Genomic DNA, 25649 nt, shown 5'->3' with positions numbered 1-25649 from the left:
ATTTCGACACCGGACCGGTGCCGAGCAGAAGATTCTTGTCCTGTTCGCTCTTTGGCGCAACGTGGGCGCCAGGCCCTGCGCTCAGGCCGCGTGGGCGCGTACCGCGGGCGTGAACAGCGTTTCCATTTCCTGGCGCAGCCGGTAGGCGGCGGTGCTGGTGTCCATCGCCACGTCGGCCCAGCTCAGGCTCTGGCCCTTCTTCACGGGGCGCACGAGCTTGACGTTGTGCGCCAGCCCGAGCGGCAGGCCGCCCAGGCGCAGCGAGCGCTCGGCCGGCAGCAGCTTGCCCCAGACGGTGTAGCCGCCTTCGCCGTCGAGCATCTCGCCCGCGGCGAGGTCGCGCTTGGCGGTGGCGACCACGTCGGCATTCCAGCCGGTGGCCACGCCCGTGGGCTCGCCGCGCAGCGCGACGCTGGCGACCGACATGCCCACCTCGAGCCCGATCAGGTGCCAGCGCTTGTACAGCGTGAAGTAGCGCCCGCTCGGGTCGGTGTGGGCGTTGTATTCCTCGAAGCAGTTCTTGATGTAGTCGGTCTCGGCCTCGACCGTGACCCACACGCCCATGCGGATGTCGTACGGGATCTTGCGGCCGTCGGCCTCGAGCGACGAGATCACCTCGACCATGCCCTTGCGCTCCAGCACGCCGCCTTCGCTGCGCGGACGCGTGACGAAGGGAATGTCTTCCACGCTCGCGGGCGGGTAGAGCAGGCCGTCGGAAGGCACGCCCAGGCCGGTGGCGTTGGCCACGGCCGAGCTCTCGATCGACGGCTTGGAGCCGTCGAGAAAGCTGTTGAACATCTTCGGGTTGAGCCCGCCGCGTTTCGCCTGCTCGGGCGTGAGGCCGTAGTTGCCCCACACCGTCTCGGGCGTCGATTCGGTGAAGTGCGGCAGCCACTTGTGGCCGCGCCCGGCCGCCACCACCGGAAAGCCGCAGGTGCGGGCCCAGTCGACCAGGTCGCAGATCAGCGCGGGCTGGTCGCCGAAGGCCAGCGAATACACCACGCCGGCCTGCTGCGCCTTGTGCGCAAGCAGCGGGCCGCAGAAGGCGTCGGCTTCGACCGTCACGTTGACCACGTGCTTGCCGTGCGCAAAGGCGTCCAGGCAGTGGTCGACCGCGGCAATCGGGTTGCCGGTGCACTCGACCACGATGTCGATGCCGTGCTCGCGCGTCACGGCCTGCCAGTCGTCGGTGATCCAGGTGGCGCCGGTCTTCAGCGCCTCCTGCACCGAGCCGGCGTTGCTGCGCTCGGCCTGCCAGCCCACGCGTTCCAGGTTGACGCGCGCGGCGGCGGGCGAGAGGTCGGCAATGGCGACCAGTTGCACGCCGGGCGTGCGCGGGATCTGCGCCAGGTACATGGCGCCGAACTTGCCGGCGCCGATCAGGCCGATGCGGATGGGGCGGCCTTCGGCGGCGCGTTGTTGCAGGCGGGTGTGCAGGCTCATGGCGGTCAGGCTTCCACGGTTTCGATGACGTCGGGCGAGGTGCGCAGCGCGCTCTCGGGCAGGCCGTCTTTCCACGGCACCTCGACGGGGTAGGGCGTCAGCAGGCAGTCGTCGGGCAGCACCTCGATCGGCGTGAAGTCGCGGTGCGCGATGTACTCGGGCCGCTGGTGGCGGCGGATGTGGTTGCTGACCGCGCACAGGCTCAGGTACACGGCCACGCGGTTGAAGGGCGAGAGGTTGCTGCCCGAGGCATGCACGAGGCAGCTGTGGAACAGGATCATCGAGCCGGCCGGGCCCTTGGGCGAGACGATGCCGCCCTGCCTGCCACCCGCGCGGTCGACCAGCTGGCGGATCAGGTCGTTGTCGACCGTCCACAGCGGGTAGCTGGTGGTCGTGAGGTCGTGCCTGGCATCGACCACGCCCTTGCGGTGGCTGCCCGGAATGAACATCAGCGGGCCGTTGTGCTCGGTCACTTCATCGAGAAAGATGGCCACGTTCATCGCGCGCTCGGTGGGCATCAGGTCGTCGTTGAGCCAGGTGCCGTAGTCCTGGTGCCACTGCCACACGTCGCCCTCGAAGGCCATCTTGCCGTTGATCTTGAACTGGTGCATGTAGACCGCTTCGTCGAACAGGTCCATCACCGGCTCGACCATGCGCGGGTGGCGCGCCAGCCGCGCGAAGGGCTCGCTGATGAGGTGCGCCGCGAAGTTCGTGCGCACGGCGTCGGAGCCTTTCTCGCGCACGTTGAAGGCCGCGCGCTTGCTGTACAGGTCGGGCACCGCATCGGTCAGCACCTTCGTCTCTTCGGGCGAGAAGTGGCCGGGGAAGAACAGGTAGCCCTCGCGCTCGAACTGCGCGCGTTGCTCGGGGGTCAGCTTCATGCCTTGTCTCCTTTTCGGGTGGGGGTTCCAGATGCGGATGCCGTGCGTGCCAGCTGCTGCGCGAGCCGCTCGGCCAGCGCATCGCTGGCGCGCGAGACGTGCTCGTCGCTCAGGCGCGCGGCGCGTTCGACGTCGCCGGCGGCAATGGCGTCGGCAATGGCTTCGTGCTCGTCCCACAGCGACTCGCGCTGCGGCTCGGCCTGCAGCACCGCGCCCATCGCGCGGCGCAGGTGGCGCCAGTGCGGGTCGGCGCTCTGACCGATCAGCGGGTTGCCCGAGGCGGCGTAGATGGCCTGGTGAAAGGCCACGTCGGCGTCGATCATGGCTTCGACATTGCGCCCGCGCGCCGCGCGCCGGCCGCGTTCGATGAGCTTCGGGTCGATGCGAAAGCGCTGCTGCGCCGCCAGCCGCGCGGCCAGCACGTCGAGCGCGCCGCGCACCTGGTAGACCTTGCGCATCGCCTCGGCCTCCAGCGGCGCCACCAGCACGCCGCGCCCGGGCGCGTCCTGCACGAAGCCGTCTTTCTTGAGCAGCCGCAGCGCCTGCAGCACCGGCTGGCGCGACACCGCGAGCCGCGCCGCGATGTCCTCCTGCGTGAGCCGCTCGCCCGGCGCGAGCGCGCCGCTGCTGATGGCGCCGAGCAGGGCGCGGTAGACCTGGTCGACGAGGTCGGGGGCGACTTCGATGCTGAGCAACTGGGCGGGCATGACGGGCCTTTTCTGAACTCTGTATACAGAGTACGGACTTCGGCGGCGGGGCGCATCCCCGGGTTTTTACCCATCGGGGCTGCAAGGAACGGCGCGCCGCCGCTAAGCTCGACCCATGCAACTCCCTACCTACGACGACGTCATCGCCGCGGCCGCGCGGCTCGAAGGCCATGCCCACCGCACGCCGGTGCTGCAATCGACCACCGCCAACGAGCGCTGGGGCGCGCAGTTCTTCTTCAAGTGCGAGAACTTCCAGCGCATGGGCGCGTTCAAGTTCCGCGGTGCGTTCAATGCGCTGTCGAAGTTCGACGCGGCGCAGCGCCAGGGCGGCGTCATCGCCTTCTCGTCAGGCAACCACGCGCAGGCCATCGCGCTGTCGGCGCGCCTGCTGTCGATGCCGGCCGTGATCGTCATGCCCAAGGACGCACCCGCCGCCAAGGTTGCCGCCACCAAGGGCTACGGCGCCGAAGTGGTGATGTACGACCGCTTCACCGAAGACCGCGAGGCGCTGACGAAGCGGCTCGCGCAGGAGCGCGGCATGACGATGATTCCGCCCTACGACCACCCCGACGTGCTCACGGGGCAGGGCACGGCGGTGAAGGAACTCATCGAAGAGACCGGCCCGCTCGATCACCTCTTCGTGTGCCTCGGCGGCGGCGGGTTGCTCTCGGGCTCGGCGCTGTCGGCGCGTGCGCTGTCGCCCGCCTGCAAGGTCTACGGCGTGGAGCCCGAGGCCGGCAACGACGGCCAGCAGTCGCTGCGCGCCGGGAAGATCGTGCACATCGAAACCCCCAAGACCATCGCCGACGGTGCGCAGACGCAGCACCTGGGCGCGTACACCTTCGGCATCATCCAGCGTGATGTGGACGACATCTTCACCGTCACCGACGAGCAGCTCGTCGAGGCGATGCGCTTCTTCGCCGAGCGCATGAAGATGGTGGTGGAGCCGACGGGGTGCCTCGCGTTCGCGGGTGCCGTCGCGGCTGCGAAGGCCATCGAAGGCCAGCGCGTGGGCATCGTGATCAGCGGCGGGAACGTCGACCTGTCGCGCTACGCCTCGCTGATCGGCTGATTCTTCTCAGGCCCGGATACCGCTCGCCGTCAGGTGCAGCAACCGGTCCGCGCGCGCCGCCGCGCTCTCCGAGTGCGTGACCAGCACCAGCGAGGCGCCGTGCTCGCGCGTCTGGCCGATCAGCAGGTCCATCACCTTCGCGGCGGTGGACGGGTCGAGGTTGCCGGTGGGCTCGTCGGCCAGCAGCAGCGCGGGACGGTGCACCAGCGCGCGGGCGATCGCCACGCGTTGCAGCTGGCCGCCCGAGAGCGTCTGCGGCAGCCGCGCGCCCATGCCGGGCAGGCCGACGGCGTCGAGCATGTGGGCCACGCGCGCGTCTTCGCGCGGGCGGCCCAAGAGCATCAGCGGCAGCGACACGTTCTGCGCCACGTCGAGGTGCGGCAGCACATGAAAAGCCTGGAACACGAAGCCCACGTGCTGGCGCCTCCACAGCGCGCGGGCCTCGCCGTCGAGCGCGCCGATGTCGGTGCCGTCGTGCGACACGCTGCCTTCGTCCCAAGTGTCGAGGCCGGCCATGCAGTTGAGCAGGGTCGATTTGCCCACGCCCGATTCGCCGACGATGGCGACGAACTCGCCGGGCGCGACCTGCAGGCTCACGTGTTCGAAGACGGGCGCGTCGCCGTAGTGCTTGCCGAGGTTGGAGAGGTGCAGCGTCATGCGGGCGTCGCCCCGCGTGCGATGTGGGCGATGTGCTGCACGGCGGCCTGCACCGCGTCGGGCGCGTCGCAGGCGATCACGGTGCGCTGCGGCATGCTGCGCAGCCAGGTGATCTGCCGCTTGGCGAGCTGGCGCGTGGCGGCGATGCCGCGCTCGCGCAACTCGCCCAGCGCCTTGGCATCGGGCGGTGCGTCGCCGCAGGCGTCGAGCATCTCCCAGGCCTGGCGGTAGCCGACGCAGCGCATCGAGGGCAGGTCGGGCGACAGGTCGCCGTGCGCGCGCAGCGCCTTCACCTCGTCGAGAAAACCGGCCGCGAGCATGGCGTCGAAGCGCTCGGCGATGCGCCCGTGCAGCCAGGCGCGGTCCTCCGGTTCGAGCGACACGAGCACGCCGCCGTCGACGGCCTTGGCGGCCTTGGTGTCGCTCGCATGGAAGCTCGACAGCGGCTGGCCGCTGCTCTCCCACACCTCGAGCGCGCGTTGGATGCGCTGGCTGTCCTGCGGTGCGAGCCGCGCGGCGGTGACGGGGTCGACCTGCGCGAGCCGCGCATGCATGGCGGGCCAGCCGAGCGCGGCGGCTTCGGCATCGAGGCGCGCGCGCACGGCGGGGTCGGCCGCGGGCATGGCGTCGATGCCGTCGAACAGCGCCTTGAAGTACAGCATGGTGCCGCCCACGAGCAGCGGCAGCGCGCCGCGTGCGTGGATGTCATCGATCAGGCGCGTGGCGTCGGCCACGAAGGCGGCGGCGCTGTAGCTGTCGCGCGCATCGAGGATGTCGATCAGGTGGTGCGGCACCGCAGCCTGCTCGGCGGCGGTGGGCTTGGCAGTGCCGATGTCCATGCCGCGGTAGACCAGCGCCGAGTCGACGCTGACGATCTCGACCGGCTGCAGCCGGGCCACGGCCAGGGCCACGGCGGTCTTGCCGGACGCAGTGGGGCCGGCGAGCGCGATGTAGCGCGGGGGAACAGGGGAAGCGGGGGGCATGCGTCGAGGGTAGCAAATGGCGCGCGCCAGCCAGCAGCGCGGGGCTTGCCTGCGACGCCGTGCGTCAGGCGACGACGGTCGCGTCCCGCATCCGCCGGATGTCGCGCAGCGGCGGCGCACCGAACAGGCGCGCGTACTCGCGGCTGAACTGCGAGGCGCTTTCGTAGCCCACGCGCACGCCGGCGGTGCCGGCATCGATGTTCTGGTTCAGCATCAGCTGCCGCGCTTCCTGCAGGCGCAGCTGCTTCAGGTACTGCATCGGGCTCATGCCGGTCACGGCGCGGAAGTGCTGGCGGTAGGTCGACGGGCTCATGTGCGCCGACGCGGCCAGTTCGTCCGCCTGCACGGGCTTCCTGAAATTCATCTTGAGCCACGCCAGGCTCTGCGCCACCTGCTGGCTGGGCGAGCCCACGGTCATGAGGCGCTGCAGCTGCGGGCCGTGGCGCCCGGCGAGCAGGCGCACGACGATTTCCTTTTGCAGCAGCGGCGCGAGCTGCGGAACGAGTTGGGGCTCGGCCAGCAGCTCGACGAGCCGCGTGACGGTGCCCAGCAGCGTCGCGTCGAGCGCGCCCAGCGACAGGGCGCGCTGGTTGTGGGGCTCCCTGGACGGCGGGGGCAGCGCCATCTCGGTCGCCACCTGCACGATGGCGCGCGGATCGAGCCGGATCATGAGGCCCAGGAAGGGCTGCGCCGCGCTGGCACGGGTGACGTGCGCCACCACGGGCAGGTCGGCCGTGATCAGCAGCGACTGGCCCGCGCCGTATTCATAGATCTCGTCGCCGAGCGCCGCGCGCTTCTGTCCGCCGACGGTGATGCCCAGGCCGAAGCCGTAGATGCAATGCACGGGCTCGGTCGCGGCGCTGCGACGGTGCAGCGAGAGCTCGGGAATGGCGGTGGCGTGGTCGCCGTCGTTTCGGGCAATGCGCCCGACGGCCGCGGCCAGGGCACCGAGGACGGCCGAATCGTCTGGCTGCGTCGGCTGTAGCACTTCCATCTGAATCCTTTCGGGTGCTTGCGCAAAGTCTAGCGGGCGCTTCTCATGCGCTTGGCGTTTTTGGCGCAGTCTCGTTGTTTCAGGCAAGAACGCGCGCGGATTGGGCAAGTGGCGGCGGGCGCTTCGTCGGACACTGGCCGCCGTGAAGTCCTGCCGCGTGCGGCGCGAGGACCGTGCTTCCCCTCCACGATGATGAAAAAAGAAATGACCCACGACGAACGACATCCGCATCGCATCACCGCCTCGCTCGTGGCCGCGCTGGCCATCGGCGCGAGCATGGCCGGGTCCGCGCCCGCTTTCGCCAGCACCGCGCTGGCGCAGAAGTACGCGTGCGTGGCCTGCCACCAAGCCGCCGTGAAGGTGGTGGGCCCTTCCTGGAAAGAAATCGGCGCGCGCTACGGCGATGGCAAGGGCACGGCCGCGCAGCTGGCGGCCAGCATGAAGGCCGGCAGCTCGGGCAAGTGGGGCGCGATGCCCATGCCCGCGCAAGCCCAGGTTCCCGACGCGGACCTTCAGGCGCTCGCGCAATGGGTGCTCGACGGCGCCAAGTGAATCCGACCCATCCCACCTACCCACGGAGAAAACCAACATGAGCGCGCTCCACGTCAACGGCCGTGACCACACGGTCGACGCCGACCCCGGCACCCCCATCCTCTGGGCCCTGCGCGACACGCTGGGCATGACCGGCACCAAGTTCGGCTGCGGCGCCGCGCTGTGCGGCGCCTGCACCGTGCACATGGACGGCCAGGCCATCCGCTCGTGCATCACGCCCATCGCGGCGGCCGAGGGCAAGAAGATCACCACCATCGAAGCCGTGACCGGCGGCAACGACCGCGTCGGCGCGGCCGTGCATGCCGCGTGGGTCAAGCACGACGTCGCGCAGTGCGGCTACTGCCAGAGCGGCCAGATCATGAGCGCAACGGCCTTCCTGCAGTCGCTCCCCAAGGGCAAGCAGCCCAGCACCGACGAGATCGACTCGGCCATGGCCGGCAACATCTGCCGCTGCGGCACCTACGCCCGCATCCGCGCCGCGGTGACCGATGCGGCCAAGACCCTCGCCTGAAGGAGCCGACGACATGCTGCCAAACATCGACTACAACGACCTGCCGCGCGCGCTGCAGCGCCTGATGGTCCAGCCTGCGACCGATGACGCCGACGCGGCCGCCACGCTGCCCCGTCGCAGCTTCCTGAAGATGGCCGGCGCCGGCGGCCTCGTGCTTGGCGCCTTTCCGCACCTGGCCATGGCGCAGGCCGACGGCCCGGCCAAGGCCGGCGGCGCGCTCAAGCCGACGCAACAGCCCTCGGCCTTCGTGCAGATCGCGCCCAACGGCGAGGTCACGGTCACCATCAACCGCCTTGAGTTCGGCCAGGGCGTGCAGACCGGCCTGCCGATGATCCTGGCCGAAGAGCTCGATGCCGACTGGGCCCTGGTGCGCAGCCGCAACGGCACCAACGATGCCGCCTACGCCGACCCGCTGTTCGGCATGCACCTGACGGGCGGTTCCAACTCGATCAAGAACAGCTACACGCAGTACCGCGAACTGGGCGCGCGTGCGCGGGCCATGCTGCTGTCGGCTGCGGCGCAGCGCTGGAAGGTCGACGTGGCCACGCTGCGCACGCAAGCCGGCACAGTCATCGGCCCGGGCGGGCGCAAGGCGGGCTACGGCGAGCTGGCCGAAGCGGCCATGGCACTGCCGGTGCCCGAGACGGTCACGCTGAAGAGCCCGAAGGACTTCCGGATCATCGGCCGCCCGACCACGCGCCTGGACGCGCGCGCCAAGAGCAGCGGGCGACAGGACTTCGGCATCGACGTGAAGCAGCCCGGCCAGCTCACGGCCGTGGTGGCGCATCCGCCCGTGTTCGGCGCCCGCCTGGCCTCGGTGGACGACAGCGCGGCGCGCGCCGTCAAGGGCGTGAAGGCCGTGCTGCGCATTCCGCTGGACCGCGGCGCCGAGGGCGTGGCCGTGGTGGCCGACGGCTACTGGCCCGCCAAGCTGGGCCGCGACGCGCTCAAGCTGCAGTGGAACACCGATGCGGTGGAGAAGGTCGACAGCGACAAGCAGCTGGCGCAGTACCGCGAACTGGCCGGCCGCCCCGGCAACCGCAAGTTCGACGCCGACATGGCGCCGCTGGCCGGCGCGCCGCACAAGCTCGAGGCCGAGTTCGTGTTTCCCTACCTGGCCCACGCGCCCATGGAGCCGGAGAACTGCACCGTGAAGCTGTCGGACGGCCGCGCCGAGCTGTGGGTCGGCACGCAGTCCGCCGACCTCGACGGCCAGGCCGCGGCACGCACGCTGAAGCTCGACCCCGCGCAGGTGAAGGTGAACGTGCAGATGGCGGGCGGCGGCTTCGGCCGGCGCTTCGTGGGCTCGAGCGACTTCGTGGTCGAGGCCTGCGAGATCGCCAAGGCCGCGCGCACCGCCGGCCTCAAAGACGCCCCCGTGCGCCTGCTGTGGAGCCGCGAGGACGACATCAAGGGCGGCTACTACCGCCCCATGCACCTGCACCGCGCACGCATCGGCTTCGACGAACGCGGCAAGATCCTGGCGTGGGACCACGTGATCGTCGGCCAGTCGATCACCGCGGGCACGGTGTTCGCGGGTTCCATGGTGAAGGACGGCATCGACGCCACCGCGGTGGAGGGCATGCGCGATCCGTACCCCGTGCCGATGCGCCTCACGGTGCACCATCCGCAGGTCAACGTGCCGGTGCTGTGGTGGCGCAGCGTGGGCTCCACGCACACCGCCTTCGTGATGGAGACGCTGATCGACGAGATCGCCCGCACGACCAAGCAGGACCCGGTGGCCTACCGCATGAACCTCTTCGGCGACAAGCACCCGCGCCACCGCGCCGCGCTGCAACTGGCGGTCGACAAGAGCGGCTACGGCAAGAAGAAGCTGGCCGAAGGCCGCGCCTGGGGCGTGGCCGTGCACGAGTCCTTCGAGTCGGTGGTGGCCTATGTGGTCGAAGCGTCGGTGAAGGACGGCCAGCCGGTGCTGCACCGCGTGACCTCGGGCGTGCACTGCAACCTGGCGGTGAATCCGCGCAGCGTGGAGGCGCAGGTGCAGGGCGCGGCGGTGATGGGGCTGTCGACCTGCCTGCAGGGCAGCGCCATCACGCTGAAGGACGGCGTCGTGCAACAGGGCAACTTCGGCGACTTCAGCGTGGCGCGCATCACGCAGGTGCCCGAGTTCGACGTGCACATCGTGCCGAGTGCCGATGCGCCCAAGGGCATGGGGGAACCCGGCCTGCCGCCGCTGGCGCCTGCTTTCGCGAATGCCGTGGCGCGGCTGACGGGCAAGCCCTTGCGCCAGCTGCCGTTCGACCTGGCCTCGGCCTGACGCGGGAACGGAACCGGTTGAAGAAGCCGGTTTAGATGGCGGCGGGCGCGGGCGTGTGCGCCTCGCCCCGCACCTCTTGCGGCGACAGCGCCGCGGAAGGCAAGGAAGGCGGTGCAGGCCGCGGCGACACCAGCCGCGGCTGCGGCCGGCTGTCCGCCACGGTGCTGCTGTCCTCGGGCTTCATGCGAAACAGCTGCGACAGCGCGGCGCGGTACTGCGTCGCGCCCACCGAGTTGGTGTTGTGGTGCGAGCCGCCCTCGACCAGCACGAACATCTTGGGCACCGTGGCCGCGTCGTACAGCTTGCGCCCGAGCGTCGGGTTGATCAGGCTGTCGGCGGTGCCGTGCACCACGAGCAGCGGCGCGCCGATGTCCTTGACGGTGCGAATCGCCTCGAAGCGCTGCGTGATGAACGGGCCGAAGGGCAACCAGCCCCACTTGAAGCTGCTGGCCACGTCGGCGATGGAGGTGAAGGTGCTCTCGACGATGGTGCCGCTCTCGTCGTTCACCGTGGCCGCCAGGTCGATGCCGATGGCGCCGCCCAGCGAGTGGCCGAAGATGTAACGGTGCTGGCGCGGGTGGCGTGCGGCGAGCCAGGTCCAGGCGGCGCGGGCGTCTTCGCGGGCCGAGGCTTCCGAGGGCAGGCCCTTGGAGCTCTTGCCGAAGCCGCGGTAGTCGATGGCCAGCACCGAGAAGCCCAGCTCGTGCATGCGCTGGATGCGCGGCGCCGAGCCGGCCACGTTGTAGCGCGCACCATGCAGGTACAGCAGCACGGGGGTCTCGGTGGTTTCGGGGGCGCCGCCGAGCCACAGGCCGTGCAGGCGCGCCGGTTCACCGGTGATGGACGACTGGAAGTCGATCCAGACATCCTGCATGCCTTCGGTCATCTGGGCCGAATTGCCCCAGCTGCGGTCGCTGGGCTGGAAGATCCATTCGCGCTGGCGTTCGTCGAGGGTCGAACAGCCGGCTGCCAGGAGGGCACAGAGCGAAAAGATGGACGCGAGGAGGGGCCAGCGTTTGATCATGGGGTGGAGGGACAGCGAAAGTCGGCCGAAAGTTCATCTGCTTGCTTTCTGAAACGCGTCGGCATCGCGTGTCAGCTCCCCCTGTGCAGCGCTCGCCGGCGCCTGGCACGAGACCATGCAACGTGCGTGCCCGCACCGTGGATGACGCCACAAAACCCTCGAAAACCCTCGAAATGGGCGCTGACGGCGCTTATCTGCCGCACAGGCCCCGGGGGTCAGCCCGGCGCCGGCTGCACGAAATACACCACCATCCGCAGGTGCCGGTGCGTGTCGACCACCAAGGTTTCGTGGTGAAACTCCAACGGTCCGCTGTCGGCCGTCTGTACGCATCCGAGGCCGCGCCGGGCGGGCGCGCTGTCGGGGGTGTCCCACCAGCGGCGGAAGTCGGGCGAGAGCGCTTGCAGGTCCGCGACCAGGCCCAGCATGGCCGGATCGTCGGGTGCGATGGCGAAGTCGTATCGGAATTGCGCCAGCAGCCCGGGCGCATCGTCGCGCCAGGCGGGCAGGCGCCGGCGCAGCTCGGGGTCGGCGAACACCATGCGAAGGAGGTTGCGCGCCTCGCGCTCGCGCGCGCTGAAGCCGAAGAGCGCGTCGGCCGCGGCGTTCCAGGCCACCACGTCCCAGCGCAGGTTGAACACGTAGGCGGGGCGGGTGGGCAGCTCGTCCATGAGCTGCTGGATGCGAGGCGTGACCGACGCCTGCTGATGGGCCTCCGGCGGCGGCGGGCGCTGGTGGGCCAGCAGGAACAGGTGGCTGCACTCGGCGTCGTCCAGCTCCAGGGCGTGCGCCACGCCGAGCAGGAATTTCTGCGACACCTGGATCTCGCGCCCCTGCTCGAACCAGGTGTACCAGGTGAGCCCCACGCCGGCCATCACCGCGACTTCTTCGCGCCGCAGGCCGGGCGTGCGGCGCCGCCCCTGCGAGGGCAGGCCCACATCGGCGGGCGTGAGCTTGCGGCGGTGCCGGGTCAGGAATTCCGACAGCTCGTTCTTGGTGCGGCTGAGGCTGCGCTCGATCAAGGCTGTTGTCTCCAGTAATAGGATAAACGCTTAAATTGTAATGTGATGATCTTGTCCTGAAGATGGGGCTTCCGCAACCCGAACGCGCACCCGGAGGCCCCTTTTGACCGCACCTTGCGATTCACTTTCCCTTTCCGACCACCTTCCGGCCGCGCGGCGCGAAGGCCGCGCAGGCGCCCGCGAATGGACCGGGCTCGCGCTGCTGGCGCTGCCGACCTTCCTGCTCGGCCTCGACCTCACGCTGCTGCACCTCGCACTGCCCGCGCTGGCCCTGGACCTGCGCCCCACGAGCGCGCAGGCGCTGTGGATCGTCGATGCCTACGGTTTCATGATTGCCGGCTTTCTCGTCACGATGGGCACGCTGGGCGACCGCATCGGGCGGCGCAAGCTGCTGATGGTGGGCGCGGCGGCGTTCGGGGCCGCATCGGTCATGGCGGCCTGCTCGACCAGCGCCGCCCAGCTGATCGCCGCGCGTGCCGTGCTCGGCGTGGCGGGCGCGACGCTGATGCCGTCGACGCTGGCGCTGATCAGCAACATGTTCCTGCACCCGCACCAGCGCGCGCTGGCGATCGGGCTGTGGGCGACCATGTTCGCGCTCGGCATGGCGGCCGGGCCCGTGGTGGGCGGCCTGCTGCTGGCGCACCACGGCTGGGGCGCGGCCTTTCTCGTCGCGCTGCCGGTGGTCGGGCTGCTGCTGGTGGCGGCGCCGTTCCTGCTGCCGGAGTACCGCGCGCCGCAGCAGGGGCGGCTCGATCTGCCCAGCGTCGCGCTGTCGCTGCTGGCCTTGCTGCCGGTGGTCTACGGCATCAAGCAGGTCGCGAAGGACGGGATCGGTGTCGGGGCCGTGCTGGCGCTCGTCGGCGGGCTGGCGTTCGCGCTGGGGTTCGTCCGGCGGCAACGGCGGCTGCGCCATCCGCTGATCGACCTCGGCCTGTTCGCCAGCCGGGCCTTCAGCGTCGCGCTCGTGGTGTTGCTGGTGGGGCTGGTCGGTGTCGGCGGCACGATGCTGCTGGTGACCCAGTACCTGCAGCTGGTGGCGGGCCTGTCGCCGCTGGAAGCCGGGTTGTGGATGGGGCCGCCGGCGCTTGCGATGCTGGTGGCCGGCACCACGGCGCCGCTGCTCGCGCGGCGCATCCGGCCGGGCCATGTGATGGCGGGCGCGCTGGGGTTGTCGGTCGTGGGCTACCTGGTGCTGAGCCAGCTCGATCGCACGCCGCATGGCATTGCGTGGGTGACGGCCGCGTTCTCGCTCGTGTACCTCGGCCTGGGCACCATCGCCGCGCTGGGGACCGACCTGGTCGTGGGCGCCGCGCCGCCCGAGAAGGCGGGATCGGCCTCGGCCTTGTCCGAAACGGTGCAGGAGCTGGGCCTGGCCGTGGGCATCGCCACGCTGGGCAGCCTGACGACGGCGGTGTATCGCACGCGAATGGGCGACCCGATCGATGGCATGGCCGTGAACCTTCAACGCGCCGTATCGGACAGCCTGGCCGGCGCGACATCGGTGGCGCACGAACTGCCTGTCGGTGTGCTGGAGCAAGCACAAGCCGCCTTCCTCGCAGGACTGAATGCCGCCGCAGCCACCAGCGCCGTCAGCATCGCGGTCCTGGCGGTGCTGGCTGCCGTCACGCTGCGGCATGTCGGCGTGGCCGCCGATGACGGGCTCAGCGCCCGCGCATGAACAGCGAATCGAGCTCGCGGATCGACAGCTGGCGCCAGGTCGGCCGGCCGTGGTTGCACTGGTCGGAGCGCTCGGTGGCTTCCATCTGGCGCAGCAGGGCGTTCATCTCGTCGATGGTGAGCTTGCGGTTGGCGCGCACCGCGCCGTGGCAGGCCATGGTCGACAGCAGTTCGTTCTGCGCGCGCTGCACCACGGTGCTCGCGTCGTGCTGGCCCAGCTCGGCGAGCACGCTGCGCGCCAGCTCCACCGGGTCGCCGTCGGCCAGTGTGCCGGGCACGGCACGCACCGCCAGCGTGCGGGCCGAGAAGGGCGTGATCTCCAGCCCCAGCGTGGGCAGCACCTCGGCGCAGGCTTCGGCCGTGGCCACTTCCTGCGGCGTGGCCGCGAAGGTGGCCGGGATCAGGAGCGGCTGGCTCGTGATGGCCGCGCCATCGAGCTGGGTCTTGAGCCGCTCGTAGACGATGCGCTCGTGCGCTGCGTGCATGTCGACGATCACCAGGCCCTGACTGTTCTCGGCCAGGATGTAGATGCCCTGCAACTGGGCCAGCGCGCGGCCCAGCGGCCAGGCGTCCTGGTTCATGACGGGGGCGGGAGCGGGCGCTTCGTCTTCCGGCAGCCCGACCGGTGCGCGGAACGACATCGCCGGCGCTTCGGTCTGCCACTGCGACGGGGCCGTGACCGGCGCGTGTCCCTGTTCCTCGGTGCGCCGCGGCCACATGGCCTCGAAGTCGCCGGCACCGCGCTCGCGCGCCTGGAACGGGATCGCGGGCTGCGACCAGCTGGCGCTCGGCGGCAGTGGGGTCTGCTTGAAGAAGGGCTGCGGCGGCGCGTCGGCCGGTGCCAGCGCATCGCCGGCGCGCGGTGCGGCCAGGGCGTCCTCGATGGCATGGCGCACCGCCTGGTGCACCTCGCGCCCGTCGCGGAAGCGCACCTCGATCTTGGTCGGGTGCACGTTGACGTCGACGCGCGCGGGGTCGATCTCCAGGTACAGCACGTACACCGGCTGGCGCTGGCCGTGCAGCACGTCTTCGTAGGCGCTGCGCACCGCGTGCGACAGCACCTTGTCGCGCACGAAGCGGCCGTTGACGTAGAAGAACTGTTGGTCGTTGCGCGAGCGCGCCGCATCGGGAATGCCGGCACGGCCGACCACGCGCACCGGGCCGCCTTCGCGCAGCACGGAGACGCTTTGCGACACGAAGTCGTCGCTCAGCGCATCGGCCAGCCGCTGCTCGGGCGTGGCGGCGGCGCGCCATTGTTCGATCAACTTGCCGTCGTGCCAGACCGAGAAGCCCACCTCGGGCCGCGCCAGCGCATGGCGGCGCACGGCCTCGATGCAGTGGGCCAGCTCGGTGGCGTCGGTCTTCAAGAACTTGCGCCGCGCGGGCGTGGCAAAGAACAGCTCACGCACCTCGACCGTGGTGCCCACCGAGCGCGCCACCGGCCGCAGCTCGCCGGTGCCGCCGTCGAGCACGTAGGCGCTGTCGGCGCCGGTGAAGCGCGAGAGGATGCTGAGCTCGGCGATCGCGTTGATGGCCGCCAGCGCCTCGCCGCGAAAGCCCATGGTGCCGACCGTTTCGAGGTCGCTCAGGCTCGCGATCTTGCTGGTGGCGTGGCGACGCAGCGCCACCGTGAGTTCCTCGCGCGGAATGCCCAGGCCGTCGTCTTCGACCGAGATCAGCCGCACGCCGCCCGAGGCCAGCCGCACGGTGATCTGGCGCGCGCCGGCGTCCAGCGCGTTGTCGAGCAGTTCGCGCACCACCGAGGCGGGGCGCTCGACCATTTCACCGGCGGCGATCTGGCTGATCAGCTCGTCGGGGAGTTCACGGATCGGGCGGCGTTCGGCGGGGGGGAGGGAGGAGGGTAGGGCACTCACCGGAAACATTCTAAAAGCGGCGCCCGAGCAGGGCGGTTGGCGGTGTATTTGGCGCGCTTATACCGATCCTCAACCGATCTCATTGGCTTTGGCGAAGGCGAAAACCTAAGCTCCCTCTCGCCAACGTATTCGCACAACAAGAACGCACCGGAGACACCCAATACACCGCCATGGCCCACCGCCATGCCGCGCAGGGGGCCGCCGCGCGCGTTCGCCGACCACCCTGAAAGCCGACGCCATGACGACACCCCGCCCCCTGCGCTCCGCCGCCTGGTTCAACAACCCCGAACACAGCGAACTCTCGGTCCTGCACCTGGCCTGGTTCCTGAACTACGGCCTCACCCGCGAGGAGCTGCAATCGGGCAAGCCGATCATCGGCATCGCGCAAAGCGGCTCCGACCTCACGCCCTGCAACCGCCACCACCGCGAGCTGTCGCTGCGGGTGCGCGAGGGCATCCGCGAGATGGGCGGCATCGCGATGGAATTCCCGATGCACCCGATCCAGGAGAACGGCCGCCGCCCCACGGCCGCGCTCGACCGCAACCTGGCTTACCTGGGGCTGGTCGAGATCCTCACCGGCTACCCGATCGACGGCGTGGTGCTGACCACCGGCTGCGACAAGACCACGCCGGCCGCGCTGATGGCCGCGGCCACCGCCAACATCCCCGCCATCGTGTTGTCGGGCGGGCCCATGCTCAACGGCTGGCACGAAGGCCAGCGCACCGGCACCGGCACCACGCTGTTCAAGGCGCGCGAGCTGTTCGCCAAGGGCAGCATCGACTTCCCCGGCTACATCGACCTCGTGGGTTCCACGGTGCCCTCGGCCGGCCACTGCAACGTGATGGGCACGGCCTCGACGATGAACGCCCTGGCCGAAGCCCTGGGCATGAGCCTGCCCGGCTGCGCGGCCATTCCCGCGCCGTACCGCGAGCGCGGCCAGATGGCCTACGAAACCGGCCGGCGCATCGTCGACATGGTGCGCGAAGACCTCAAGCCCTCGGACATCCTCACGCGCTCGGCCTTCGAGAACGCGATCGTCGTCAACTCGGCCATCGGCGGCTCGACCAACGCGCCGATCCACCTCATCGCCATCGCCAAGCATGCGGGCGTCGAGCTCAACATCCAGGACTGGGAAACGGTCGGCCTCGACGTGCCGCTGCTGCTCGACATGCAGCCCGCCGGCAAGTACCTCGGCGAGGAGTTCTACCGCGCAGGCGGCGTGCCTGCCGTCGTAGCCGAGCTGCATCGCCACGGCCTGATCCGCACCGACGCGCGCACCGTCAACGGCCACACCCTGGCCGTCAACTGCGCCGACGCGCCGGTGAAAGACGCCGACGTGATCCGCCCCTTCGACCAGCCGCTGCGCGAGAACGCCGGCTTCCTCGTGATGTCGGGCAACCTGTTCGACAGCGCGATCATGAAGACCAGCGTCATCTCCGACGAGTTCCGCGCGCGCTACCTCAGCAAGGCCGGCGACCTCGACGCCTTCGTGGGCCGCGCCATCGTGTTCGACGGCCCGGAAGATTTCGAAGCCCGCATCGAAGACCCGTCGCTGGACATCGATGCGAGCTGCATCTTGTTCATGCGCGGCGTCGGCCCCATCGGGCACCCGGGCTCGTCGGAAGTGGTCAACATGCGCGCGCCGTCGCACCTGCTCAAGAGCGGCGTGTCGGCCTTGCCCTGCATCGGAGACGGCCGGCAGTCGGGCACCTCGGGCTCGCCGTCGATCCTCAACGCTTCGCCCGAAGCCGCCGCAGGCGCGGGCCTGGCGCTGCTGCAGACCGGCGACAAGGTGCGCGTGGATTTGAAGGAGCGCACCGTCAACATGCTCGTCGACGACGCGGTGCTGCAAGCGCGCGCCCGCGACCTCGAGGCGAAGGGCGGTTACCCGATTCCCGCGAGCCAGACGCCATGGCAGGAGATCCAGCGCGCGATGGTGGACACGCTGTCCGAAGGCATGGTGCTGAAACCGGCGACCAAGTACCAGCGCGTGGCACAGACGGCGGGGATTCCGCGTCGGAATCACTGAGGACGGTTGTTCAGGGCGACGCTCCCGCCAACGGGGAGCCTTGCTCCGCGAATGTCCCCCGGCCTGCGGGCTTCCGCCCCTCCCCCTTGGTTTCGCTGCGCAAGGCACCCCATCGACGTGAGCGTGTTCAGAGCACATGTTGATCGGCCCGCACAACGACCGCGCCCATCGTGCTCAGGACACTGGGTGCTTCCCGCAGCGAAATCAAGGAGGAGGGGCGAAGCCCCGGGGGACATTCGCGGAGGGAAGTACCCGGTGGCCTGAGCACACGCCCTGAATGAACCCGCCCCCGCACCCAGAATTTTTTAAATCAGAAGAAGGAGTCAGACATGAAGTGGATGAGCGTTCAAACGCCGCAGGGCCCCCGCGTGGGTTACATCAAGGACGGCGCACTGCAGCCCGTCGATGCAGCCCGCATGCAGGACATCGTCGAAGGCAAGCCCTGGCGCGATGCAGGCCAGCCGATCCCCCTCGCCGACGTCAAGCCCACGCTGCCGTTCGCACCGAGAAACATCATCTGCATCGGCGCCAACTACCGCGACCATTGCATCGAGACCGGCCTGGCCATCCCCGAGAAGCCCGTCGTGTTCGCGAAGTTCAGCAACACGCTGGCCGCCGATGGCGATGCGATCACCTGGCCCGAAGGCTTCACCGAGAAGGTCGACTGGGAAGCCGAACTCGGCGTCGTCATCGGCAAACGCGCACAAGGCGTGAGCGAAGCGGATGCGCTCTCGCATGTGTTCGGCTACGTCGCAGCCAACGACGTGAGCGCGCGCGACGTGCAACTGGGCGAGGCGCAGTGGGTGCGCGGCAAGTCGCTCGACGGCTTCTGCCCGCTCGCGCCCACCGTCGTCACGCGCGACGAAGTGGCCGACGTGCAATCGCTGGGCATCCGCTGCCTCGTCAACGGCGAGGCCGTGCAGTCGTCCAACACCAGCGAAATGATCTTCTCGGTCGCGTTCCTCATCGCGTACCTCTCGCGCGCCATCACGCTGGAGCCCGGCGACCTGATCCTCACCGGCACGCCCGCCGGCGTCGGGCTGGGCCTGAAGCCGCCACGCTTCCTCAAGCGCGGCGACGTGGTCTCGGTCGAGATCGACGGGCTCGGCGCGGTGACCAACCCGGTCCACGGCGCGGTCGCACGCGGCTAGCCTCCACGGCTTCCAGACAGACCTAACTATTCAGGAGACAACAACAATGACAACCACGAGTCCCTACGGCGAGCTGGTCACAGGCGCCATCCACAAGGCGCGCTGGCGCCTGCTGCCCATGCTGATCGTCATGTACATCATGTCGATCCTCGACCGCGTGAACGTCGGCTTCGCCAAGCAGGCGCTGCAGATCGACACCGGCCTGAGCAACAGCGCCTTCGCGCTCGGCGCCGGCATCTTCTTCGTGAGCTACGCGATCTTCGAAGTGCCGAGCAACGTGATTTTGTCGCGCGTCGGCCCGCGCATCTGGCTGTGCCGGATCATGGTCACCTGGGGGCTCGTGGCCTCGGCCATGATGTTCGCGACCACCGAGACCTCCTTCTACGTGCTGCGCTTCCTGCTCGGCATCGCGGAGGCGGGCTTCTACCCCGGCGTGCTGCTCACGCTGACCTACTGGTTCCCGGCCAAGGTGCGCGCGCAGGCCAACGGCATCCTGCTGTTCGGCTTTGCGGGCGCGCTCGTCATCGGCGGGCCGATCTCCGGTGCGCTGCTCGACATGAACGGCATCGGCGGCCTGAAGGGCTGGGAGTGGATGTTCCTCATCGAGGGCTTGATGGCCGTGGTGGTGGGCATCGTGGCCTTCTTCGTCATCGTCGACCGGCCGCACAACGCGCCCTGGCTCACGACCGCGCAGCAGAACGCACTGCAGGCCGTGCTCGACCAGGAAGCGGCGGAGAAGTCGGCCGACAGCCCGCAGACCGTGTGGCAGACGCTGTGCAATCCGCGGGTCATGTTCTTCGCGCTGAACTTCTTCATCGTGCAGATCGCCGCCTACGGCCTCATCTTCTATCTCCCGACCCAGGTGGGGCAGATCCTGGGCCAGAAGATCGGCCTGCTGGTCGGCTTCGTCACCAGCATCCCGTGGCTGCTGGCGCTGTTCGTCGTGTACTTCGTCACGCGCTGGTCCGACCGCCACCACGACCGCCGCCGCGTCACCGTGGCCACGCTGTACACGATCTTCGGCGTGTGCGTGTGCCTGTCGGCGCACGGCTCGCCGATTTTCGCGATCGCGGCGCTGTCGATCGGTGCGTCGACCTACCTGTCGGGCACGCCGATCTTCTATGCCTTCCTGTCGGAGCGGCTGTCGGGGCTGGGCATTGCCACGGGCATCGCGCTGGTCAACTCCATCGGCAACCTGGGCGGCTTCGTGGCGCCCAACCTGCGGACCTACGTGGAGCAGAACCACGGCGGCTCGGCCGCGGGGCTGTACACGCTGGGCAGCGCGGCGCTGCTGGCCGCACTGATGCTGGCGCTCATGCCCAAGGGCTGGCGCGTGGCGAAGAAGAGTGGGGCGGCTGCGGCGCCGGCGGCCGTGCGCGACGGCCGGGCGCGCGCCTGATCGTTCAGAAGGCCTGTCGCCAGACGCGCGACAGCGCCTGCCACGCGCAGTCGACTTCCGGCCGCTTGAGCGCGCCGGCCAGGCAGACAAAGCGCAGGTCGCAGCCGATGCTCACGCGGTCGGCAATGACCAGGCCGTCGCGCTGGCTGGCCTGCAGCGCCAGCGCATCGCGCGCCAGCGAAATGCCCACGCCGGCGCGCACCAGCGCCAGCATCGACATCTCCTGGTCGGCCTGCGCGGCTTTCTTCAGCACCAGCTTGTGGGCCTGCAGCACCGGCGCCAGCAGCCGCGAATGCGAGGAGGTCGCCGGTGCCAGCACCCACGGCAGGTAGGCCAGCTCGGGCCAGTCGCGGCCCAGCACCTGCGGCGCCCAGCCGCTCGGGCCGATCACCTGGTAGTTGAAGCGCGCCAGCACCTGCGAATGGAACAGCTCGCCGTCGTGGCGCCGTGACGCGGCGCTGGCCTGCGGCAGGTCGGTGGCCTCGGGGTCTCCGAGGTAGAAGCCGATGTCCAGTTCCTTGTTGAGCAGTTGGGCGAGCACGTCGCCGCTCGTGCCCTGGTGCAGCTCGGTCTCGAGCTCGGGCGCCAGCGCCACCAGTTCGGTGAGGAAGGGGCTGAGCCGCGTGAAGTCGGGGTCGAGGATGGTGCCGATGCGCAGCGAGCCGCGCACGCCGCCCTTGAGCCGCTCGGCGGCCACCGCGAAATCGTTCAGGCTCTCGAGCGCATGCTCCGCGTGGTTGAGCAGCGCCGCGCCGTCGCGCGTGAGCAGCAGGCCGGTGGGCGTGCGCTGGAACAGCTCCAGCTCGACCAGCGCGCCCAGTTCCTTGAGCTGCAGGCTCACGGCCGGTTGTGTGAGGAACAGGCGCTGCGCGCCGCGCGACACCGAGCCCTCGCGGGCCACGGCCACGAAGGCCTGCAGGAGCCGGGGCTCGATCTTCTTCATGCCGCGCCGGGGAAAGGCTGCAGCTGCTTGTACATGACGAAGGCGTCCACGAAGCCCAGCTGCGGATGCCTGAATGCGCCCGGCAGCGTGCCGACGATGGCGAAGCCCATGTGCTGCCACAGCCGCACCGCGCGCTCGTTGGTGGAGACGACGAAGTTGAACTGCATCGCCAGGAAGCCCATGCGCAGGGCCTGTTGCTGCGAGTGTTCGCACAGCGCCGAGGCCACGCCCAGGCCGCGCGCCGCCTCGGACACCACGTACCCGCAGTTGCTCACATGCGCGCCCTGGCCGGGCTGGTTGGGGCGGATCACATAGGTGCCGAGCACGGCGCCTTCGTCGCTGCAGGCCACGAAGGTCAGGGTGGGCACCTTCATCCACGAGTGGCGGGCCTGCTCCTCCGTGACATCGGGCGGGTAGGTGTAGGTGTCGCCGCGGCGGAACGTCGGTTCGAGGACGGCCCAGAGGGCGGGCCAGTCGGTATCGAGGGCTTCGCGGATCTGGATCATGGGGTGATTCGGAAAGGGTGCGGCATGCCAACAAGGATAATCCGCGCCCATGGAAATCATCAGCTTTCTCGTCGACTTCATCCTTCACGTCGACAAACACCTCGAGGCCTTCGTGGTCGCCTACGGCCCCTGGGTCTATGCGCTGCTGTTCCTGATCGTGTTCGTCGAGACCGGCGCGGTGGTCATGCCGTTCCTGCCGGGCGACTCGCTGCTCTTCATCGTCGGCGCGCTGTGCGGCGTGGGCCTCATGAGTTTTCCGCTGGCCTGCGGCATCCTGATCGCGGCGGCCATCCTGGGCGACCAGTGCAACTACTCGATCGGGCGCTACTTCGGGCCCAAGGTGTTCCAGTGGGAGAACTCGCGCTTCTTCAACCGCAAGGCCTTCGACCAGGCCCACAGCTTCTACGAACGCTACGGCGGCATCACCATCGTGCTGGCGCGCTTCATGCCCTTCATTCGCACCTTCGCGCCCTTCGTGGCCGGCGTGGCCGAGATGAACCGCGCGAAGTTCACGGCCTACAACGTGGGCGGTGCGCTCATCTGGGTGCTGGGCATCGCCACCGCGGGCTACTTCTTCGGCAACCTGCCGTTCGTGCGCCAGCACCTGGACAAGATCATCTGGGCACTGATCTTCGTGCCCGGCCTGCTGGCCATCTTCGGCGCGTGGCGCGCTTCGAAGGCCGAGAAGGCGCGGGCGGCGGCGTCGCAGGCCTGAGCCGCTCTCGGCTCACCCCCCGAAAAAAAACGCGCCGGAGGGCGCGTTTTTTCGTTGAGGGTTGGAAGGATCAATCAGTAGCGCGGCCCGTTGTCCGGGTAGTAGCCACTGCCGCGCGGGTAGCGTTGCTGGTTGTAGTAGTTGCGCTCGTCGACGTTGCGGCCCACCTGGTTGCCGATGATGCCGCCGATGGCCGCGCCGCCGAGCGTGCTGCCCGTGTTGCCGCCGATCGCATGGCCCACCGCCGCGCCGCCGAGTGCGCCAATGCCGGTGCCGAGGTTCTGGTTCGGACCGCTCGCACAACCTGCCAGCGTCATGACCGAAGTGGCAGCTGCAGCGGCGATCCAGAGACGTGTCTTCAACATGAGGTCCACCTTTCGAGAGTGATGGCTCATCATGGTCAAAAGTATGCATTTCGCGGTGTAGGAGCCTGCCGCGCTTGCCTGTGCGCAGGGGCGCGTGTTGCGGAACGTAACGCCTGAAAGCACGTGTGGCTAGGGGGTTCGCGGCTTCGGCGTCTTCTTCTTCGGGGCTTCCAGCGCGCCCGACGACGCCGCCCGCAGGATGCGGCGGAAGGTAGGGCATTCCATGTGGCTGGGCGCGGGGCAGACCGCCGCATGCCGCAGGCCGTCGCGCATCGCCGTGAGCTGGCGGATCGTGCGGTCGAGGTCCTGCGCCTTGTCCGCGAGCACCTGCCGGTCGATGCGCGGCTTGCCTTCGGGCGAGAACATGTGGCCGATTTCCTCCAGCGAGAAACCGGCGGCGCGCCCCAGCGCGATGAGCGCCAGCCGCTCCAGCACCTCGGGCGCGAACACGCGGCGCAGGCCGTGCCGGCCGGTCGAGGCGATCAGCCCTTTTTCTTCATAGAAGCGCAGCGTCGAGGCGGGAACGCCGGCGCGTTGCGCGACTTCCGAAATGTCCATGTGCCGGCCCCCTCTTGACTTCAAGTCGACTTGAATTGGCACAGTCTAGCTCTCGCCGCTTGAAGGCACCTGAAGGAAAACGATCATGGACGACACATCTCCCGCCAATGCCGAACAGGCCGCCTTGTGGAACGGCCACGCCGGCAGCGCCTGGGTCCGGACGCAGGCCGTGCTCGACGCGATGTTCCAGCCGCTCGAAGCGCGGCTGAGCGACGCGGTGCGCGCCGTGGGCGCCCGCCGCGTGCTCGACGTGGGTTGCGGCACCGGCCGCACGACGCTCGCCGTGGCGCGGCAACTCGGCCCGGCGGGCCAGTGCCTCGGCGTCGACATCTCGGCACCGATGATCGAGGCGGCGAAGGCCCGCGCTGCACGCGAGGTGCTCCCGTCGGCCCGCTTCGTCTGCGCCGACGTGCAGGGCCACGCCTTCGAGCCGGCCGCGTTCGACACGGTGATCTCGCGCCTGGGCGTGATGTTCTTCGACGACCCGGTGCGGGCTTTCGCGAACCTGCGGCATGCGGCGACCGACGGCGCGGCCCTGCGCTGCATCGCCTGGCGCGGCGGGGCCGACAACCCGTTCATGACCACGGCCGAGCGCGCCGCCGCGCCGCTGCTGCCCGGCCTGCCGCCGCGCCAGCCGAACGCACCGGGCCAGTTCGCGTTTGCCGACCGCGCGCGGGTGGCGGGCATCCTCGAGGCGAGCGGATGGGGCGAGGTCGACATCCAGCCCTTCGAGGTCGAATGCGCGTTCCCCACGACGGCGCTGGCCGACTACTTCACGTGGCTCGGGCCGGTCGGCCTGGTCCTGCAGGGGGTGGATGACGCAACGCGCGCGCAGGCCGTCGAGACGCTGCATGCCGCCTTCGCGCCCTATGTGCAGGGCGACGACGTGCGCTTTGTCGCGGCCTGCTGGATGATCGCGGCGCGCGCCCCGATGCGGGAGCGCGGCCATGTCTGAGGCGGTCGAATGCGCACTGCGCACGCTGTGGATCGGCGTCGGCGCGACCGTGGTGATGGACCTGTGGGCCGTGCTGCGCCAGCGCCTGTTCGGCATTCCGTCGCTGGACTACGCGCTCGTGGGCCGCTGGCTCGTGCACCTGACGCGCGGGCGCTTCTTTCACGACCCCATCGGCAAGTCGCCGCGCGTGGCCGGCGAGGGCGTCATCGGCTGGACCGCGCACTACCTGCTCGGCATCGCGTTCGCGGCCGTGCTGCTCGCGGGCTGGGGATTGGAATGGGCGCGCCAGCCGACGCTGGTGCCTGCGTTGATCGTCGGCATCGGCACCGTGCTCGTGCCGTTCTGCGTGATGCAGCCCGCGATGGGCGCGGGCTTTGCGGCGCGCCGCACGCCGCGCCCTGCGATGGCGCGGTTCCAGAGCCTGATCACGCACAGCGTCTTCGGCATCGGTCTTTACCTGGCCGCGTGGGTCGCCCGCGTGGCGGGCTTCTAGCCTAGAGCTGCCGGCTGCGCGCGAGCGGCGGGTTCTGCGCGAAGTAGCGCTGGATGCCGCGCATCAGCGCGTCGGCCAGGTTCTCCTGGTAGTCGGCGCGGCGCAGGTTGGCTTCTTCCTCGGGGTTGCTGATGAAGGCGGTCTCGACCAGCACGCTCGGGATGTCGGGCGCCTTCAGCACCGCGAAACCGGCCTGCTCGACCTGCGCCTTGTGCAGCCGCGCGCCGATGCCCTTGATTTCGCCGAGCATCGCGCCGCCGAGCTTCAGGCTGTCGTTGATCTGCGCGGTGGTGCTCATGTCGAGCAGCGCGCGCTGCACCTGGGCCTCGTGGTTGCCCACGTTCACGCCGCCGACCTTGTCGGCGTCGTTTTCCTTGTTGGCCAGCCAGCGCGCGGCGCTGCTGGAGGCGCCGCTCTGGCTCAATGCGAACACGCTGGCGCCGCGCGCGGCGGGCGTGGTGAAGGCGTCGGCGTGGATGCTCACGAACAGGTCGGCCTGCACGCGCCGCGCCTTCTGCACGCGCACGCCCAGCGGTACGAAGAAGTCGGCGTCGCGCGTGAGAAAGGCGCGCATCGGGCTGCCGTTGACGCTGGCCGCGTTGATGCGCTCGCGCAGGCGGTGCGCCACCTGCAGCACGATGTCTTTCTCGCGCGTGCCGTTCGGGCCGATGGCGCCGGGGTCTTCGCCGCCGTGGCCGGGGTCGAGCGCCACGATGATGATGCGGTCGGTGCGGCTGGCCGTGGCGCGCGGCGGCGGACCGGGCGGTGTCACGGGTCGGGCCGGGGGCGCTGCGGCCACCACGGGCGGCGGTGCCGGCGGCAGCGGCATGCCGCCGGGCGGCAAGGCCGGCGCGGGGCCGGAG

At 69.8% G+C, this 25649-nt stretch carries 25 protein-coding genes; 11 read left to right on the top strand and 14 right to left on the bottom strand.

Going from position 1 to position 25649, the window contains the following annotated elements; all coding sequences use genetic code 11:
* Positions 1 to 81: 81 nt before the first annotated feature.
* The 3 genes from AC1RAD_RS17525 to AC1RAD_RS17515 are packed head-to-tail and all read right to left on the bottom strand — an operon-like array spanning position 82 to position 3031.
* Entirely contained in the window at positions 82 to 1443 is a 1362-nt protein-coding gene (locus tag AC1RAD_RS17525) for an NAD(P)H-dependent oxidoreductase (protein ID WP_492736265.1), read from the bottom strand.
* A gap of 5 nt (positions 1444 to 1448) precedes the next feature.
* Entirely contained in the window at positions 1449 to 2324 is an 876-nt protein-coding gene (locus AC1RAD_RS17520) for a phytanoyl-CoA dioxygenase family protein (RefSeq protein WP_492736263.1), read from the bottom strand.
* Positions 2321 to 3031: a GntR family transcriptional regulator gene (locus tag AC1RAD_RS17515; RefSeq protein WP_492736261.1), complete on the bottom strand. Its 711-nt coding sequence runs from the start codon at positions 3029 to 3031 to the stop codon at positions 2321 to 2323. Before AC1RAD_RS17515 ends, AC1RAD_RS17520 begins: the two co-directional genes overlap by 4 nt.
* Before the next feature lie 115 nt (positions 3032 to 3146).
* On the opposite strand from AC1RAD_RS17515, the gene AC1RAD_RS17510 reads away from it, so the two are divergent.
* A complete protein-coding gene (locus tag AC1RAD_RS17510) occupies positions 3147 to 4103 on the top strand; it encodes a threo-3-hydroxy-L-aspartate ammonia-lyase (protein ID WP_492736259.1) in 957 nt (318 codons plus the stop codon).
* A 6-nt stretch (positions 4104 to 4109) separates the two neighbouring features.
* On the opposite strand, the gene AC1RAD_RS17505 is transcribed toward AC1RAD_RS17510, so the two are convergent.
* The 3 genes from AC1RAD_RS17505 to AC1RAD_RS17495 form a co-directional block, all read right to left on the bottom strand.
* Positions 4110 to 4760 carry an ABC transporter ATP-binding protein gene (locus AC1RAD_RS17505; protein WP_307589185.1) on the bottom strand — a complete coding sequence of 217 codons (651 nt, stop codon included), beginning with the start codon at positions 4758 to 4760 and terminating at the stop codon, positions 4110 to 4112.
* A complete protein-coding gene (miaA, locus tag AC1RAD_RS17500) occupies positions 4757 to 5743 on the bottom strand; it encodes a tRNA (adenosine(37)-N6)-dimethylallyltransferase MiaA (RefSeq protein WP_492736257.1) in 987 nt (328 codons plus the stop codon). The genes AC1RAD_RS17505 and miaA overlap by 4 nt, the downstream gene beginning before the upstream one ends.
* Before the next feature lie 64 nt (positions 5744 to 5807).
* Positions 5808 to 6737, bottom strand: a complete 930-nt coding sequence (locus AC1RAD_RS17495; RefSeq protein WP_492736255.1) for an AraC family transcriptional regulator — start codon at positions 6735 to 6737, stop codon at positions 5808 to 5810.
* Between the two features lie 204 nt (positions 6738 to 6941).
* Between AC1RAD_RS17495 and AC1RAD_RS17490 the strand changes: the two genes are divergently transcribed.
* The 3 genes from AC1RAD_RS17490 to AC1RAD_RS17480 are packed head-to-tail and all read left to right on the top strand — an operon-like array spanning position 6942 to position 10078.
* A complete protein-coding gene (locus tag AC1RAD_RS17490; protein WP_492682667.1) occupies positions 6942 to 7289 on the top strand; it encodes a c-type cytochrome in 348 nt (115 codons plus the stop codon).
* Between the two features lie 37 nt (positions 7290 to 7326).
* Positions 7327 to 7800: a (2Fe-2S)-binding protein gene (locus AC1RAD_RS17485; RefSeq protein ID WP_492736253.1), complete on the top strand. Its 474-nt coding sequence runs from the start codon at positions 7327 to 7329 to the stop codon at positions 7798 to 7800.
* A 13-nt stretch (positions 7801 to 7813) separates the two neighbouring features.
* Complete coding sequence (locus tag AC1RAD_RS17480; protein ID WP_492736251.1) at positions 7814 to 10078, top strand: xanthine dehydrogenase family protein molybdopterin-binding subunit; 2265 nt, start codon at positions 7814 to 7816, stop codon at positions 10076 to 10078.
* Positions 10079 to 10109: 31 nt separating this feature from the next.
* On the opposite strand, the gene AC1RAD_RS17475 is transcribed toward AC1RAD_RS17480, so the two are convergent.
* Together AC1RAD_RS17475 and AC1RAD_RS17470 are read right to left on the bottom strand one after the other, a co-directional pair.
* Complete coding sequence (locus tag AC1RAD_RS17475) at positions 10110 to 11102, bottom strand: alpha/beta hydrolase (protein WP_447745695.1); 993 nt, start codon at positions 11100 to 11102, stop codon at positions 10110 to 10112.
* Positions 11103 to 11317: 215 nt separating this feature from the next.
* Positions 11318 to 12121 carry a helix-turn-helix transcriptional regulator gene (locus AC1RAD_RS17470; protein WP_492736249.1) on the bottom strand — a complete coding sequence of 268 codons (804 nt, stop codon included), beginning with the start codon at positions 12119 to 12121 and terminating at the stop codon, positions 11318 to 11320.
* A 103-nt stretch (positions 12122 to 12224) separates the two neighbouring features.
* On the opposite strand from AC1RAD_RS17470, the gene AC1RAD_RS17465 reads away from it, so the two are divergent.
* A complete protein-coding gene (locus tag AC1RAD_RS17465) occupies positions 12225 to 13799 on the top strand; it encodes an MFS transporter (RefSeq protein WP_492736248.1) in 1575 nt (524 codons plus the stop codon).
* Here the strand turns inward: AC1RAD_RS17465 and mutL are convergent.
* Positions 13783 to 15672: a DNA mismatch repair endonuclease MutL gene (mutL, locus tag AC1RAD_RS17460; protein WP_492736247.1), complete on the bottom strand. Its 1890-nt coding sequence runs from the start codon at positions 15670 to 15672 to the stop codon at positions 13783 to 13785. The two genes, AC1RAD_RS17465 and mutL, sit on opposite strands and share 17 nt — an antisense overlap.
* 238 nt (positions 15673 to 15910) lie before the next feature.
* Here mutL and AC1RAD_RS17455 point away from each other — a divergent pair, with 238 nt between their 5' ends.
* The 3 genes from AC1RAD_RS17455 to AC1RAD_RS17445 all read left to right on the top strand — a co-directional run bounded on the left by AC1RAD_RS17455 (position 15911) and on the right by AC1RAD_RS17445 (position 20251).
* Entirely contained in the window at positions 15911 to 17701 is a 1791-nt protein-coding gene (locus tag AC1RAD_RS17455) for an IlvD/Edd family dehydratase (protein ID WP_153283101.1), read from the top strand.
* 329 nt (positions 17702 to 18030) lie between these two features.
* Entirely contained in the window at positions 18031 to 18852 is an 822-nt protein-coding gene (locus AC1RAD_RS17450; protein ID WP_492736245.1) for a fumarylacetoacetate hydrolase family protein, read from the top strand.
* A 46-nt stretch (positions 18853 to 18898) separates the two neighbouring features.
* Entirely contained in the window at positions 18899 to 20251 is a 1353-nt protein-coding gene (locus tag AC1RAD_RS17445) for an MFS transporter (RefSeq protein ID WP_492736243.1), read from the top strand.
* A 4-nt stretch (positions 20252 to 20255) separates the two neighbouring features.
* Here AC1RAD_RS17445 and AC1RAD_RS17440 read toward each other — a convergent pair whose 3' ends face one another.
* Positions 20256 to 21194 carry a LysR family transcriptional regulator gene (locus tag AC1RAD_RS17440; RefSeq protein WP_062478516.1) on the bottom strand — a complete coding sequence of 313 codons (939 nt, stop codon included), beginning with the start codon at positions 21192 to 21194 and terminating at the stop codon, positions 20256 to 20258.
* Positions 21191 to 21700: a GNAT family N-acetyltransferase gene (locus AC1RAD_RS17435; RefSeq protein ID WP_492736241.1), complete on the bottom strand. Its 510-nt coding sequence runs from the start codon at positions 21698 to 21700 to the stop codon at positions 21191 to 21193. Before AC1RAD_RS17435 ends, AC1RAD_RS17440 begins: the two co-directional genes overlap by 4 nt.
* Positions 21701 to 21749: 49 nt before the next feature.
* On the opposite strand from AC1RAD_RS17435, the gene AC1RAD_RS17430 reads away from it, so the two are divergent.
* A complete protein-coding gene (locus AC1RAD_RS17430; protein WP_062478522.1) occupies positions 21750 to 22415 on the top strand; it encodes a DedA family protein in 666 nt (221 codons plus the stop codon).
* A 74-nt stretch (positions 22416 to 22489) separates the two neighbouring features.
* On the opposite strand, the gene AC1RAD_RS17425 is transcribed toward AC1RAD_RS17430, so the two are convergent.
* Both AC1RAD_RS17425 and AC1RAD_RS17420 read right to left on the bottom strand, forming a co-directional pair.
* The gene (locus tag AC1RAD_RS17425; RefSeq protein ID WP_223301444.1) at positions 22490 to 22780 is read right to left on the bottom strand and encodes a YMGG-like glycine zipper-containing protein; all 291 of its coding nucleotides are present in this window, start codon (positions 22778 to 22780) and stop codon (positions 22490 to 22492) included.
* Between the two features lie 129 nt (positions 22781 to 22909).
* A complete protein-coding gene (locus AC1RAD_RS17420; protein ID WP_070063064.1) occupies positions 22910 to 23338 on the bottom strand; it encodes a helix-turn-helix domain-containing protein in 429 nt (142 codons plus the stop codon).
* An 85-nt stretch (positions 23339 to 23423) separates the two neighbouring features.
* Here AC1RAD_RS17420 and AC1RAD_RS17415 point away from each other — a divergent pair, with 85 nt between their 5' ends.
* Entirely contained in the window at positions 23424 to 24293 is an 870-nt protein-coding gene (locus AC1RAD_RS17415) for a class I SAM-dependent methyltransferase (RefSeq protein ID WP_492736239.1), read from the top strand.
* A complete protein-coding gene (locus AC1RAD_RS17410) occupies positions 24286 to 24786 on the top strand; it encodes a DUF2938 domain-containing protein (protein WP_492736237.1) in 501 nt (166 codons plus the stop codon). Before AC1RAD_RS17415 ends, AC1RAD_RS17410 begins: the two co-directional genes overlap by 8 nt.
* A gap of 1 nt (position 24787) precedes the next feature.
* Here the strand turns inward: AC1RAD_RS17410 and AC1RAD_RS17405 are convergent.
* Positions 24788 to 25649, bottom strand: an 862-nt coding sequence (locus AC1RAD_RS17405; RefSeq protein ID WP_492736235.1) for an N-acetylmuramoyl-L-alanine amidase family protein, incomplete at its 5' end; no start/stop codon positions are given.

Source organism: Variovorax sp. GW823-FHT04B03 (genome assembly GCF_058796495.1).
Note: the sequence above shows the minus strand (reverse complement) of the source record. Positions and strands in the feature narration are given on the sequence as shown.